Genomic DNA, 13,991 nt, shown 5'->3' with positions numbered 1-13,991 from the left:
ATCTGAGCGTCATCCCGACCGGGCACGGTACGCCACAGAACATTGACGATACCCGTATAACCGAGGTCGTGAGCGAATGCCGAAGCCGCCGATCCTTGAAGTTGTCGCGGAGACCGGACAAGCAGTTGAACCTCCGCCTCCGGAAATCTTGGAACCGAACGCGGATCTCTCGCCGGAGGAGATTGAGCAGGCACGCAGGGACTATCTGCTCACGCGATTCTGGATCAGCGCCAAAGGATTTTGGGGTGTCAACGGCGGCAAGCTGGCATGGGTGTTGTCTCTCGGCCTGATCGCCTTGATTATTATAAACGTCGCATTTCAATATGCCATCAACGTCTGGAATCGCGCGATCTTTGACGCCATCGAGAAGCGCGACTCCGCCACGGTTTATTATTTAACGGGGGTATTCTTCCCGCTCGCGATCGGCAGTGTGGCGCTCGGTGTTTTTCAGGTGTTCGCACGCATGGGCATCCAGCGCCGCTGGCGCGCGTGGCTGACCGATTCAGTGGTGTCGCGTTGGCTAACCAACGGCCGCTACTATCAACTCAATCTTGTCAGCGGCGATCACGAAAACCCGGAATATCGTATCGCCGAGGATCTGCGAGTCGCCACCGACGCGCCGGTGGATTTCGCGTCCGGCGTGATATCCGCCTTCCTCTCGGCTGCAACCTTTATTGTCGTGCTCTGGACCATCGGTGGCGCTCTGACCCTGACAGTCGGCGGGTCGACATTTACCGTGCCCGGCTTCCTGGTGGTGGCGGCGGTGATCTATGCCGGAGTAACCAGCAGTTCGATGGTTTACATCGGACGTCACTTCGTCGCGGTTTCGGAGAGTAAAAACCAGGCCGAAGCCGAATATCGCTACGCGTTGACGCGCGTTCGCGAGAACGGTGAAAGCATCGCCCTGTTGGGTGGCGAGGAGGAAGAGCGCAGCGGAATCGACAAAACGTTCGCCAGCGTCATCAAGCAATGGGCGCTCCTCTGCGGTCAGCACATGCGCACCACCATCGTCTCGCAGGGATCGAGCCTGATCGCTCCGGTCATCCCGCTGTTACTATGCGCGCCGAAATACCTCGATGGCAGCATGACCTTGGGACATGTGATGCAGGCCGCATCGGCCTTCACCATCGTGCAGAGCGCGTTCGGCTGGCTTGTCGACAATTATCCCCGTCTGGCTGACTGGAATGCCTGCGCGCGGCGGATTGCGTCGCTGATGATGTCGATCGACGGGCTGGACCGGGCCGAGCGTGGCGACGGCGTCGGCCGCATTCAGCGCGGCGAGACCGAGAACGACGCGATGCTCAGCCTTAACGACTTGTCCGTGACGCTAGACAACGGCACCGCCGTGGTGGGAGAAGCGGAAGTGATCATCGAGGCCGGCGAGCGCGTACTGGTGGCGGGCGAGTCCGGGACCGGCAAAAGCACGCTGGTGCGTGCTATCGCTGGTCTTTGGCCATGGGGTGGCGGCAGTGTCAGTTTCCATCCAGATCGACGGTTATTCATGCTCCCGCAAAAGCCGTACGTGCCGTTTGGCACGTTACGTCGCGCTGCCGCCTACCCCGCGGCTGCGGAAGACTGGACTCCCGAACAAATTGGCACTGCACTGGACAAAGTAGGACTTGCTCACCTCAAGGAGCGACTTGAGGAAGAGGCGCCCTGGGACCAGACGCTGTCGGGGGGCGAAAAGCAACGGCTCGCCTTCGCCCGGCTGTTCTTGCATAATCCCGATATTGTCGTGCTGGACGAAGCAACATCCGCGCTCGATGCAAAGAGCCAGGACAAGATGATGGACCTCCTCAATAAGGAGCTCCCTAATGCCACCGTCGTCAGCGTGGCTCATCGCGTCGAACTCGAAGCCTTTCATACTCGAAAGATCGTTCTGGAGCGAGGTAAGGGTGGCGCGAAGCTAGTCAGCGATATTGACCTCATTCCGCGCAAGGGAAAACGTCGGCTGCTGGGTCGTTTCCTGCGCCAACGTCACCGCAAGGCATCCCGTTGAAGGATGCACTGCGAAGTTCTCCAGAGCCTGTCCAGGTTGACCATAGCGCCAAACAACGCGCCTGCGCACACCGCCATCGCAGCGAACTATTGTCTAGGCGGTCCGGCTGAGGACAGCTGACTTCGACGAACACCTTCCTCACGCGACGAAAAGGCTGATCAAATGGATCATCAGCTTTGCCGCACAGACCGCGATGCCGAAATCCGTCACCATCAGCAAAAATTGTCTCTCTTGTTCATCCAATTCTGAGAAGATTCTGCGCATTGGAGATCCTCCTCCCCGCGCAAAACATTCTCTATCGCTGGTTTGTTCTAATCTCGCATACTGCGCCGTGCCACGCCGCCTTCCACCCCAACGCCTCACATGATCGTGACACACCGAAGGATCGACGACAGTGGAGATTGCGCTAATCTCTCAATGCAAGCTCAACGTGCCTTGGGAGACTTGAAATGTCAGACCATAGCGAGATTGTGTACTCAACGTCGGATGGAATGGACTATCCGGCTCATGAGCGGCAGTACAAGGCGTTCATTAAGGTAGGGGCGACCGCCACAGCGGCCGTAGCTACCATTGTCGTGTTGATGGCGATCTTCCTCACCTGATTGTGCGATCACCGTTCTAAAGGCCGGCATTTCTGCCGGCCTTCTTCTTGGCCGCCGAGGAGCAGTCACGCACGAGAGAAGCGCCTCCCCCGCCTGATCCGTATTGGATTGTCAGGGACGCACAGCACGGCGGGCACTAGAATGGTTCGAATGATCGTCGAATTGCCTTGTGATGCCCGTTGATAGTTTTAGGGTGGGCTTCCGTGTTGGCGGTTTAATACCGATCCGGCGCGGCCCCGGCGCGCCGCTTCCCAGGACCGCGCGTCGGGGGACTTGATCTCAGGCGAGATTGTTGCGGATCAACTCGCCGGAGCTTCAACCGCCGAAGTGATTCATGGGACCGATGTTTTGTCCTCTCTCCTTCCATCAGGCTCAGGCATCGGAAACTTCGTGCGTGTACGGTTGATCAACACATCCATGCTCGACATGATCGACGGCGACGGTTTCACCCAGCGCAATTCATCGCGCAGCCTGTCCAGCGCGTCACGTGCCCCGGCAGCGTAAGCGCGGCCCTTTCTGGCGCGGTGTTTGCTCATTCCCCATCCTCAGAAGCACCCGCGAATTGCGGCGCGGCCTGCTGCCGTCAGTATGATTGAAGACAGAGTGCGCGGGAATTGGGTTGTGGCCCAACCACCTTGTTCTCGTCTTCGTCTGGCAAGTCTGCCCAATATGGCCAGATCAAATTGGCGGCACTTCAATCGATCGCACGCGACTCCGCAGCGTGCTGCGGCGACCCCTTCACGAGGGATAGATGGACCGACCTTTGCGGAATCCGCGGGAACTTGCGACTGCGCTGAGCTTTGATATGTCATGTCAATTAATCTCGTGCGTGCACTGATCCTGTTTGGCGCGTTTGCGCTTTCCCTGTTATCCGCCAATGCGAAAACCTTGGACGGTATCGCAATAGAGAGCGCACAATTCCTGGGCGCCCAGCCGGATGATTCCGACATCGATGCCCTGGTGGTGAAAACGCAGATTCTGCTCGACCGCGCAGGCTTCTCGCCTGGCGAAATCGACGGAAAGCTCGGCGAGAATGTTAAGAAGGCGCTACGCGCCTATTCGGAGGCCAACGGCTTACCTTCGACGATGACGCTGAACCACGACGTCTTCGAACGGCTGACCGCGAACATGAATGGGTCCTTGCTCGTCGAGATCACCGTCACCGAGGACGATGTCAAAGGGCCCTTTCTCCCTCGGCAGCCAAAGGGCCTTGACGAGATGAAGGGCCTCAAACGCCTCGCCTATCGCGATGCCAAGGAAGCACTTGCTGAGCGCCACCACATGAGCGAGGCGCTTTTAGTGGCGCTTAACCCGCATGCGGAATTCTCACAGGCCGGCACAACCCTCATGGTCGCGAACGTCCTCAAGGCCAAGCCATCCACGATGGTTACCCGAATTGAGGTCAATAAGGACCTCCAAACGATCAAGGCTTTCTCCCAAGACAATGCGCTCGTCGCGTTTTACCCTGCGACCGTCGGTAGCGAGGAGAAGCCATCGCCGAGCGGGACGCTGAAGGTGCTCGCGGTGCGTAGCAACCCTTTCTACCGCTACAATCCGGACTACAAGTTCAAGGGCGTGAGAGCACGCCGCGCCTTCACCATCAATCCCGGACCGAACAATCCCGTCGGTTCGACGTGGATCGCGCTATCTGAGCGGGGCTACGGTATCCACGGCACTTCGGAACCCTCTAAGATCAGCAAGGCTGAGTCCAACGGCTGTGTGAGGCTGACCAATTGGGATGCGGCGCACCTAGCGCAGATGGTGAAGAAAGGGGTCACGGTGGAATTTCGCGAAGGAACAGACTCGCAAGTGAACGCCAGGCCAGCCAAGTAACGGGCGTCGTCCAACGGAATAGGGTCGATAAGGTTCTATACAGAGCAGTTCTGGAGAGCCTTGGGCATGTCTGCCAATCCCATTGTCAGCTACATCCGCGTGAGTACTTCGGGTCAGGGCCGATCTGGACTCGGGATAGAAGCACAACGGCAAAACCTCTCCTCCTTCGCTCAAACCGAAGGCTTCACCGTGGCCGGGAGTTCGGCTGTCTTCGGCTACGCAATCGATACCACTCTCTCTTGAAGCAACACTGCAGCTCGAAGGGCCCAAGGGATACCCTTGCGAGCGAACCACCGCTTGTCCGGAGCCCGGCCTAAAGAAACCATCCGCAATGCCATTTGTACGCGCCTTTGTATTTTGTGAGGCGCTAATCCACTTGGCTTATCAATATGTTGCTGATCTTGCGGGGCAATTCAACTGTATTGGTACAGTTGGGTGGGCTCGAACCACCGACCTCCTGTTCCACAGCGGGGTCGCGCCTGACATCAATGACGCTCAACCAGCGTCATCCAGTCCGTCAATCAAAATATTCAAACTATTTCAATAACTTAAGTCGATTTTTCGGACTCCATTTGTTATCATCGGGACGCATTAGGGAGCTGGCGATCGTCGTGTTGCCGCTACCTAAAATAACCCACGTACCGCGTATCGGGGGCGTCTGTGATCGAAAATGGCAATGGCCGAAAGCCGAAGGAGCGGCGCAAGCAGCGCCTCAGCGACACGTGGATCGCCCGACATAAGCTCACGCTACCGCAAGAGGACTGGTTTGACACAGCGCTGCCCGACCTCGTTTTGCGCATGTCCTATGGGGGCACCCGCACCTTTCGCGTCCGTTATCGAGACCGCAACGGCAAGTCCCGGACCCACAAGCTCGGGCGATGGGACGCCGAATTGTTCAACGTCGAAGCTGCCCGCAAGGCCGCTCGCAAATTTGATCCCGAAAAGGACCTAAAACAGACCTCGACCGAGGGGATGTCGGAGGATCAAGCGTGGTGGGTGACGGCGACGGTCGCCGATGTCGTCAAAAAATACATAGCGGAGGTCGTGATCAATTTTCGGACCCGCTACGAGACCGAGCGCTGTTTCAACCGCTATGTCATTCCCGCCCTCGGCCATAAGGTCTTCGTCGAGCTGAAAAAGAGCGACGCGGGCCAGATGCGGCGCAACATGCGACGACCGAACGGCATGCGTCAGGCCGACATCGTGTTTGCCCTATTGCGCACGGTCATGATGTGGGTCGAGGACGAGGAGATCCTCGACAACTACGAAAGCCCCCTTCGCTATCGGCCCAAGCGGCGGGGCAAAAACAGACAGCGCAAGGGCGGGCGAGAGCGGGTGCTCGATGATGACGAGTTGCGCATGGTCTGGCTCGCTGCAACGCAAATGGGCGGACTTTATGGGGCTCTCGTTCGGCTCCTTTTGTTAACGGCCCAACGCCGCCAATGCCTCGCCACGGCCAAATGGTCAGAGATTGTCGACGATACGTGGCACATCCGCGAAGAGCCGGGAGAGCCGAAGGGCACCGGCCAAGTCTTGCCGCTCCCTCCCCTCGCCCTCGACATCCTCAAGACCCTGCCCCGCATCAAGGGCAATCCCTATGTGTTTGGCGTCGAGCATAACGACGAACACAAGCCATTGAACTCGTGGAGCCAGCGCAAAGCCGAACTTGAAAAGTTAATCCCCCGAAAAATACCACGCTGGACCCTGCATGACCTGAGGCGAACAGCGCGAACACGGCTTGAAGACATTGGCGTCGATATGCAGACGGGCGAGGTGGTGCTCGGTCACGCCCTGCCAGGAGTTAAACGGACCTATATTCGTTCGCAGTTCAAAGAGAAGCGGGGCGATGCGCTGCTACGCCTTTCGCTGCACATCGCTGATGTCGTGGGCCTGCCGCCCGATCAGGGGACGCCTCGAAAAGCGTCGAACGTCGTTCCGCTCGCCACGCGGCGCGCATAACGCGCCTCCCTACCTCGAATGTCCCCACAGCCCTCCCCATACTCGTTTTTTCCGCCTCGATGGGGCGATACAGCGGCGAACGCCAGCAACTGCCCCACGCCTCTCGAACTGGGCGTGAGAGGGCGTCGATTCTACATGATTGAAATGATGGAAGAACTTCGCGTTTGCATCGACGGCGTGAGATCCGTCATATCGAGCGCGATGACGAAACGCGCTCATTTGACACGCTCAGATATGAAAACCCGCCGCTGCGCTCACAGCGACGGGCTTTGCGTCACTTCGTTCAGCACAGGACCAATCGCCAAATCAATCCTTGCGCACAACGCGTCTGACAGAGAGGCCAGCACAGCGCCATGTCGATCATCGTAGGGGACCCCGAGAGGCAGAACAAGCCCGCTCCACAGCTCATATTCGCGCCTTACATCGACACGTTGGGGGTTATCGTCACCGGCACCGATCGATTGCCGAGCCCGATGTTTGATCGCCTCGTTAAAATCTACGGCGACAGACCTCACAGTCAAAAGCCCAGTCCCAAAACCGAAGACCGTATGTTTCCCTACCTACGGCTGACCTTTCAGTGCCCTCAACCTGATTTGACCGAAGCACTCGTCGATACGGATCAGCAATTAGGCGAGGCCGACTCCAGTATTCGCATTCGCATATCACGCCTCGATATCGGTTACGACGTGATCCCCGATCCAATGCAAGCTGCATCAGAGCAATTCAGGTTCATCAAAGAGCATGTCCTGATGCGTTCTCGCACGCGACAGCCGATCAAGGTGATCAGTAACGACGACGGCACCCAAGGCTCTTACTTTTCACATCATCACCGTCAGCGTGATCTCGTGCTGTACACGAGACAATCGAAACTACCCGCATATCGAGACCAACATGTCGCGCGCATGGAACTCAGGTTGAAGGGACCTACAGCGAGAAGGGTGCTGCTAAGCGATCTGTTAAAACTAGACCCAATGAAGCACCTATTCGAATACGTTCGTTTCGTTTCAGATGATTTACAAAAACGACGATTGCAGATGTCGAAGCGTATGATGCAAGCGAACGCGGGTGCTGTGAGGACTAGAGCGATTGCACGTCTCAAACAGCTTCATAACGATGCACAGCTTGAATTCATGCAGCGTGTCTACGATCAATCGAATGCATCGCTGTTTCATCCAAACAACGGTCTCGTATCAGGGCCTAATGCATTGACGTGGGGAGCTATTCGTAATGCAAAAGCGCGTTGTAACGAAATCAATGACATAGGGGAGAAATGTATAAAGGGGACGTACATTAATATGAGAGCCCCCTCGAAATCAGACTATCACGCGCAACGATCAGAGCCGATTGCACGTGAAAGATTGATCAAGCGTGAAAGACTGTAGCCATCGGCTTAGCGTGACACCGGCTTAGGACTAATCCATCGCTACTCGTCATCGTCCCCAAGCATGAAGTTCTCTACGGCACTCAGCCGTAGAAATCCGGTCACCGAGAAGTTGAACCATTGCTCTGGGTCATTAACGTCTTTCAAACATATAATAGGTTTTGGCTCATCATCGAACACAATCACCTTTACAAGTGGCATTTGCTCCACTTCGCGGAGCATTTTGTATAATGCGATTGCTCGCCGATCAACGTCCTGCACAGGGACAAATCGCTTTGCCATATACGCCTCCGCTTTTCCCAAAGCCTCGATACTCTATATCAATTGCGAGTGACAAAATCCGTCATCGCCGCAAAATTGCGACAGCCCTCCCCATACTCGTTTTACCGCGTTGACGTACCCACATAGCGCCCCTGCCTCGAAATCCTCCCCATCCGCAGATATGGGGGAAATACGCACCATCAAAATCGCCGTCGAGCAGGCGAACGCCCGCCCTCGCCAAACGACGCCGAACGGGCTTGGCAAATCAAACGATCGCGGCGATGTTGAAATGCCTCATGATAACGGAGGCGATCATGCCAATCCCCGACAACGAAATCGATTACAGCATTTGCTTCGGTAGAGGAGCGAAACGCCACGAGTGCGAGCGCGATAACGTATCACGCCGCCATTCGAAACGAGCTCAATCAGAGCCCATCAGGCGCGAACGATTAAAGACTGACGACAGCTACGACGCCCCCGAGCGAACAATCAGGGACACGAAGTCCCTCGTGATGCTTCAAGCCCTGAAGTACCCGACGTTCAAGGAGGCGTACGAAAATCATGAAGACGATATCGGGACCCATTTGACGCCCGTCACATTCGCAAACGTCTTTCGCGACGCCAAACACGCGTTGAAGCTGTTCACCCAAATCGACATTATCGATCAGGCAGCACTCAAGCGCTTTAAGAGACGAAATAGAACGTGACGATCAGACCGACGACTAGTCTCGTCCCAGTCTTTGTCACGCTGTCGAATACATAAGTTGAAACGTCGTTTTCGTGTCCACACGCATCAACCCTACCTATTCGCGCAAAGTGTTTGATACGTTCAAAGCGCCTGATTTGGGACCACCTGATATCGCAACAGGAAGTCAGAACTACGTTTTACCGCTGTTTTCCGCAACAAATACAAGCATTCGCACTTCGGGATAGACGTGGGTAGAAGCATGGGTATCATCGAAACAGAAATCAGTGCGATGTATTCGCGAGCACGGGTCAAGTATTTTGCACGGTACGTTGAAACAAACGCGAGGTCTTAAACGCAATCGATCGGCGGTCACGTCAGGCCGCCGCATGTTCGCTGAACATATTTCGGCGGACTCGCCCCGAGGGCGTCGCTTCATGGACCTCGTCAATCTCTACATCGAAGACTGTGGCGGGCGCGACAATATCAGCGAGACCACACGCAATCACATTCGGCGCATCGCATACCTTCAATGCGTCCTCGAAGACTGCGAAGCCCAATACGTGAAGACCGGCGATACGTCGTTTGAAAGCCGGCTCGAATATCAGCGCCTCGCCAATAGCCAGTCTCGCTTGATGAGCAAGATCGGCCTCCTGATTGAGACCGAACCCAAAGCCCATGACGAGGACGACGAACTAGACCCATTGTCGTACGCCAATGGCGGTAGCCGTCCCAAACGTTCGAAGCGATCAGGCTGACGCAATGGGGCTTAAGCGCGAAAGACTAGCCGCAGAGCCCCCCACCAAAACCCCCACCACACCTCCAGCACCGATTAAGCGCGAACGGCTTGATAAGCCCAAGCGCTCGGAGCCGTCACGCCTGACATTGCTTGATGCGATGGACGACCCGAACCTGTTCGCAAGGTTCTTCCCCGACCTTGAGTCTTGGCTTGCATGGCGCGCGTTCATAGCTGCGGCGTTTGGCTTGCCCATGAGCCCCGAGCAGTTGGCGATATATCAGTCTTGCACGGGGCGCACGGAGCCGCCCTCCCAACAAATGCGAACGATGGTCTTAGTCGTCGGTCGCCGTGGGGGGAAGTCTCGCATACTGGCGCTGATTGCCGTGTGGCTAGCCTGTTTCGTTGATCATTCGAAGGACCTCGATGCAGGCGAACTCGGCGTTGTGCAGGTCCTCGCCGCCGATCGCGATCAGGCCAAGGTGCTCCTGCGCTATGTAAAAGCCTTCCTGCATCGAGTGCCGATGCTCCATCGAATGATCAAGCGGGCTTCGCAAGTCGGCATCGAACTCTCGAACTCAATCGCTATCGAAATCACGACCTCAAGCTATCGAGCCGTACGAGGGCGAACGGTGGTCGCGGCGCTTTGCGATGAAATTGCCTTTTGGTCCAGCGAGAATTCAGTCAACCCCGATCAGGAGGTGATCAACGCAATCAAGCCTGCAATGGCGACGATCCCGTCATCGATGCTGCTGATCGCATCCAGCCCTTATTCGAGGCGTGGTGTCCTCTATCGAATGCACAAGCAATATCACGGCATCAACGATCCCCTGACCTTGTCATGGCAGGCATCCACGGACGTGATGAACCCGACAATCGATCGCGACTTCCTTGATCAACAATATGCAGATGACCTGGCTTCGGCATCGGCGGAGTACGGCGCTCAGTTCCGATCCGATATCGAAGCCTTTATCAATCGCGAGGCAATCGAGGCGGTTACAAGCGACGAGCGCGAACGCCCGTATCTCTCCCAATTTCAATATCACGCCTTCGTCGATCCGGCGGGCGGCTCGGGCAGCGACAGCTTCACGTTGGCTTTGGCGCATGTGGAGGACGGCTTGAGTGTCCTCGATGTGATCCGTGAGGTCAGGCCCCCGTTTTCACCCGAGGCGACGGTTCAGATGATGGCTGAACTTCTCAAGGCATATTCCATTCGCAAAATCGTCGGCGACAGGTACGCGGGCGAATGGCCCCGCGAACAGTTTAGCAAACACGGCATCACCTACGAACCAAGCGCTCGCCCTAAGTCTCAAATTTATTCGGAGTTCCTGCCTTTGCTGAACAGCAAGCGCTGTTTGCTGGTGGATCACCAAAAGCTCTTCAGCCAGCTCGTGGCCCTTGAACGTCGCACAGCGCGCGGCGGTAAGGACTCGATTGATCACGCTCCCAACGGTCACGACGACGTTGCGAACGCCGTTGCGGGCGTGATCACGAGCATGGGCTCTCGCAAATATCGATACGACTGCACGATGGCATGGGCGTTGCCAAGCGAGCCGTCAGAGGACGACCGAAGTTCCGCTTCCGAATATGTCTCCCGCTTGCTCAGATCGAAAGGACTCTGACATGAGAGTACAATGCGATGAAGCGTTAGTGTTCGACGACAACGCTAACGTCAGATACACGAACGATGGATACCTTGTGGCGACCCCTCGTGTCGCCCGCACCGGCATTCAGCAGTACTACGGCCACGAGATAGGACTGCAAGGGGCCGACGCCAAGCGCGTCATCAACGTCTACCGTCCCGAGTCTGAAGTGTTCAGGGACGAGGCGTTGCGATCGCTAGCACATAAGCCTGTGACGCGTAATCATCCGTCAGGGCCTGTAGATGCAAGGAACTGGAAGGACGTTGCCGTCGGTTGTGTGGGTAGCGATATCCTGCGTGACGGCGAGTTCATTCGTATCCCAATGACGCTGATGGATGCACGCGCTATTGACGCATTCAAGAAGGGGACTCGTCAATTATCTCTCGGCTACACTTGCGACATCGATATGGTTCCAGGTGTCACACCTGATGGTGTGAAATACGAAGCAGTGCAGAAGAACATCAATGTAAATCATCTTGCGCAAGTCGATAGAGCGCGCGGTGGTCCCAAACTGACAATTGGTGACAGCGCTGACGACGCTTACGACCGTCGAAATCAGCGGTTGACCAACGGATGGCGCGAGAGCGCTTCCGATGTCGTGAACGACGCGGCTCCTGTCGTTCTAAGGCCACCCCAGCAGCCCAGCGCAGTTACAAGCGCAGATGTCGATCGCGCCGTCGACCGGCGCAAAGCGCGCCTTGAGAATGCGTGGAAGAGCTAAGATCGTGCCGTTCACAAAATTTCTCGCGACGTGGAGGCGTTTGTTCACGACCAATAGCCGCCGAACCGATGCGGCATGGAGACAACATAATGGCATCAAGTTCTCGACTACCTTTGAAAGCGAATGTGAAGGCACAGGCGATCGACGATTCGACACAGGCAGCCCAAGCGATGGTCAGCGCGACTCTCGGCATGATGCGGGAACTGAGGGACGCGATACGCAACAATCCTGGGCGTCAGGCCGAATTCGAGGCTGAGATCGATCGACTTTCCGAGCGGCTTGAAACGCAACAAGCCCGGCATTGTGCGCTGGCTGACCTAAATGCCAGCGTTCGCCACTACCTTGAGAAGGTACCTCCTGGCTCTTCGATTGAAGCGGCCCCGCGCCTCAAGGTTCGCCTTAAGGAGGGAGAGAGCCTGACACGCGCTATTGATCGCATTCGGGGCGAGATCGCAGATCAGGTACGCGAACGTCATCGGGTCTTGCGCGCCGAACTGCCTATAGCTGATCGCAAACGGGCTGCGCGCGCATACGTCAACGAATTGGCTGCAAAGGGCAGTCCAAATATTACGGCAGATCATGATCGGTTCGAATTAAGCTACCCCCCATCGTTTTCAGCGAAGCTCGATGTGCAAGCGCTGCTGGCCTGGCTGAATCCTGAGCTATTTCGGGAACGGCTTTGCGCTCAAATCGACGCGATGCCGAAACCGAAGTTTGCGTTATCGACTGATGCGAAGCGCGAGCGTCTTCGGGAAATCAAGGCGGCTATTATTGAGCTTGAACGCGAAGAAGAGGGCTTGATCGAAAAGGCGGCGGACGAGGGCTTCGATATCGCGCGCCGTCCCGATGCATCGCCAGCGGTCATCCTTGGGATCGTCATCAATAAGAAGGCGCACGTCGCCGCATGATCGTTCTCCTCGCAGGTATTTGCGGGTCTTCCCTGCGAGGCGTGGACCAGTGGTCAGGTGTCCACGATCGGCAAAAATAACAGACCACAGCCATTGGTCAGTTTCCAACTGAGGCGATGGCACCCTAGCTGGGGTTTAAACCAGAGCCCGCGGTCGGTGTGCCATCGGCGCGGCGGGCACGGCAACAGCACAAGGGGACAAATGCGCGTGTCATTGTCCCCTTGTGTCTTATGCATCACGAACTTACCGGCGAGGTTGGTTGGTCTCGCTTTGCATATCGCTCGACAAACGCCTCGATATCGCTGACGAGGAAAAATAGCTTTCCACGTTTGCGTGGCTGCGGACTGGTGTTCATATCGAATGGACGCAGTTCACCTGCGTCCATCAGTCTCCGTAGATGAGAGACTGAAATGCCGCCGAGCATGTCGCAAGCCCGCGCTCTCGAAACCACTAGCGGCACGTTTGATTGAATTTCAGCGATCGACATGGCTTGATCCAATGCAGTTGCACAGGATCCTCGCCGCCTAGCGACGGCGAGGATCTTACTGTCTACTTCTCGGATCGTTGTACGGAAAGGCTCTCGGGAGAACCGTAGTCATCATCCGGATCCGCTTCCTCCGGCGCAAACGCGTATTTCACGATGTCATCGTCAGTGCATTCAAGCAGCATTTTGCCGCCAGCTATAGTTAGAACGCAGCAGTCTGGTAAATCGTTGTCGGGGAATGAAACGGAGATGTCGCCGGACTTAAACAGCGACTTGAACAATTTATTCTTCTTTCGAGGTTTCATAACGCGATCCTTTCTTCGCATTGGGCGAGGATCGACGTATCGGTGAAATTACAACCAAAGAAACTTGGAGTAAAGCCTTTTGAACGAAATAAATTCAAAGCCGCTTTCGGTTCATTCGCAAATAATCCCAAACGGTTTCGTCTTTAGCACTCGGATAAAAGCCCATCGCGGCCTTGATGAACTCATCGCGAACGGCCTTTGGCACCTGGCGAGTGTCAAAATGATACCTAAACCTGACTACCTCTTCCTGCGCAAACTCAGCCGCTTGACGTGACTGAAACGTTCGAGGATTTCGGGACCGTTGCGCTTGCGGCCGCCCGCGCCGATTATGGTCAAACCCCAGCTCGATGCCGTCGAACTGATCGATCCAAGCCTCAGGCGCTTCAACGAGGGGCGTATAAGATGCCCAAGATTCCTGACGGCTTTGAAGATAACGCTGCAGAGCCTGCTTGGTGTATTTCATAGCGCTCTTAT

Annotated in this window: 14 protein-coding genes; 10 read left to right on the top strand and 4 right to left on the bottom strand. The window is 56.2% G+C overall.

What is annotated here, in order from left to right; all coding sequences use genetic code 11:
• The first annotated feature begins 76 nt into the window (after positions 1-76).
• Positions 77-1,999 (top strand): ABC transporter ATP-binding protein/permease, encoded by a 1,923-nt coding sequence (locus B2M20_RS05625; protein ID WP_079446095.1) that lies wholly within the window; start codon positions 77-79, stop codon positions 1,997-1,999.
• 138 nt (positions 2,000-2,137) lie between these two features.
• Here B2M20_RS05625 and B2M20_RS20550 read toward each other — a convergent pair whose 3' ends face one another.
• A complete protein-coding gene (locus tag B2M20_RS20550) occupies positions 2,138-2,263 on the bottom strand; it encodes a hypothetical protein (protein ID WP_274533947.1) in 126 nt (41 codons plus the stop codon).
• Positions 2,264-2,448: 185 nt separating this feature from the next.
• Here B2M20_RS20550 and B2M20_RS05620 point away from each other — a divergent pair, with 185 nt between their 5' ends.
• The 4 genes from B2M20_RS05620 (at position 2,449) to B2M20_RS05595 (ending at position 7,775) form a co-directional block, all read left to right on the top strand.
• Positions 2,449-2,601, top strand: a complete 153-nt coding sequence (locus B2M20_RS05620) for an aa3-type cytochrome c oxidase subunit IV (protein ID WP_079446094.1) — start codon at positions 2,449-2,451, stop codon at positions 2,599-2,601.
• An 810-nt stretch (positions 2,602-3,411) separates the two neighbouring features.
• Positions 3,412-4,434, top strand: a complete 1,023-nt coding sequence (locus B2M20_RS05610) for a L,D-transpeptidase family protein (RefSeq protein WP_079446092.1) — start codon at positions 3,412-3,414, stop codon at positions 4,432-4,434.
• A 660-nt stretch (positions 4,435-5,094) separates the two neighbouring features.
• Complete coding sequence (locus B2M20_RS05600; protein ID WP_079446091.1) at positions 5,095-6,393, top strand: tyrosine-type recombinase/integrase; 1,299 nt, start codon at positions 5,095-5,097, stop codon at positions 6,391-6,393.
• A 353-nt stretch (positions 6,394-6,746) separates the two neighbouring features.
• Positions 6,747-7,775 carry a hypothetical protein gene (locus B2M20_RS05595; protein WP_079446090.1) on the top strand — a complete coding sequence of 343 codons (1,029 nt, stop codon included), beginning with the start codon at positions 6,747-6,749 and terminating at the stop codon, positions 7,773-7,775.
• A 41-nt stretch (positions 7,776-7,816) separates the two neighbouring features.
• On the opposite strand, the gene B2M20_RS05590 is transcribed toward B2M20_RS05595, so the two are convergent.
• Positions 7,817-8,056 (bottom strand): hypothetical protein, encoded by a 240-nt coding sequence (locus tag B2M20_RS05590; RefSeq protein WP_139372850.1) that lies wholly within the window; start codon positions 8,054-8,056, stop codon positions 7,817-7,819.
• 491 nt (positions 8,057-8,547) lie between these two features.
• On the opposite strand from B2M20_RS05590, the gene B2M20_RS18975 reads away from it, so the two are divergent.
• From B2M20_RS18975 to B2M20_RS05565, 5 genes are all read left to right on the top strand, one after another.
• On the top strand, positions 8,548-8,742 hold the full coding sequence (locus B2M20_RS18975) for a hypothetical protein (protein WP_139372849.1): 195 nt from the start codon (positions 8,548-8,550) through the stop codon (positions 8,740-8,742).
• Positions 8,743-9,157: 415 nt separating this feature from the next.
• On the top strand, positions 9,158-9,478 hold the full coding sequence (locus B2M20_RS05580) for a hypothetical protein (protein ID WP_079446087.1): 321 nt from the start codon (positions 9,158-9,160) through the stop codon (positions 9,476-9,478).
• 4 nt (positions 9,479-9,482) lie between these two features.
• The gene (locus B2M20_RS05575; protein ID WP_201789009.1) at positions 9,483-11,078 is read left to right on the top strand and encodes a hypothetical protein; all 1,596 of its coding nucleotides are present in this window, start codon (positions 9,483-9,485) and stop codon (positions 11,076-11,078) included.
• Position 11,079: 1 nt separating this feature from the next.
• Entirely contained in the window at positions 11,080-11,820 is a 741-nt protein-coding gene (locus B2M20_RS05570) for a DUF2213 domain-containing protein (RefSeq protein ID WP_158081505.1), read from the top strand.
• Between the two features lie 89 nt (positions 11,821-11,909).
• Positions 11,910-12,728, top strand: coding sequence for a hypothetical protein (locus tag B2M20_RS05565; RefSeq protein WP_139372848.1), 819 nt, complete (start codon positions 11,910-11,912; stop codon positions 12,726-12,728).
• Positions 12,729-13,277: 549 nt separating this feature from the next.
• Here the strand turns inward: B2M20_RS05565 and B2M20_RS05555 are convergent.
• Entirely contained in the window at positions 13,278-13,517 is a 240-nt protein-coding gene (locus B2M20_RS05555) for a hypothetical protein (RefSeq protein ID WP_139372847.1), read from the bottom strand.
• Positions 13,518-13,611: 94 nt separating this feature from the next.
• The gene (locus tag B2M20_RS05550; protein WP_079446082.1) at positions 13,612-13,980 is read right to left on the bottom strand and encodes a hypothetical protein; all 369 of its coding nucleotides are present in this window, start codon (positions 13,978-13,980) and stop codon (positions 13,612-13,614) included.
• Positions 13,981-13,991: the final 11 nt, after the last annotated feature.

Source organism: Nitrobacter vulgaris, assembly GCF_002028545.1.
Taxonomy (GTDB): domain Bacteria; phylum Pseudomonadota; class Alphaproteobacteria; order Rhizobiales; family Xanthobacteraceae; genus Nitrobacter; species Nitrobacter vulgaris.
Note: the sequence above shows the minus strand (reverse complement) of the source record. Positions and strands in the feature narration are given on the sequence as shown.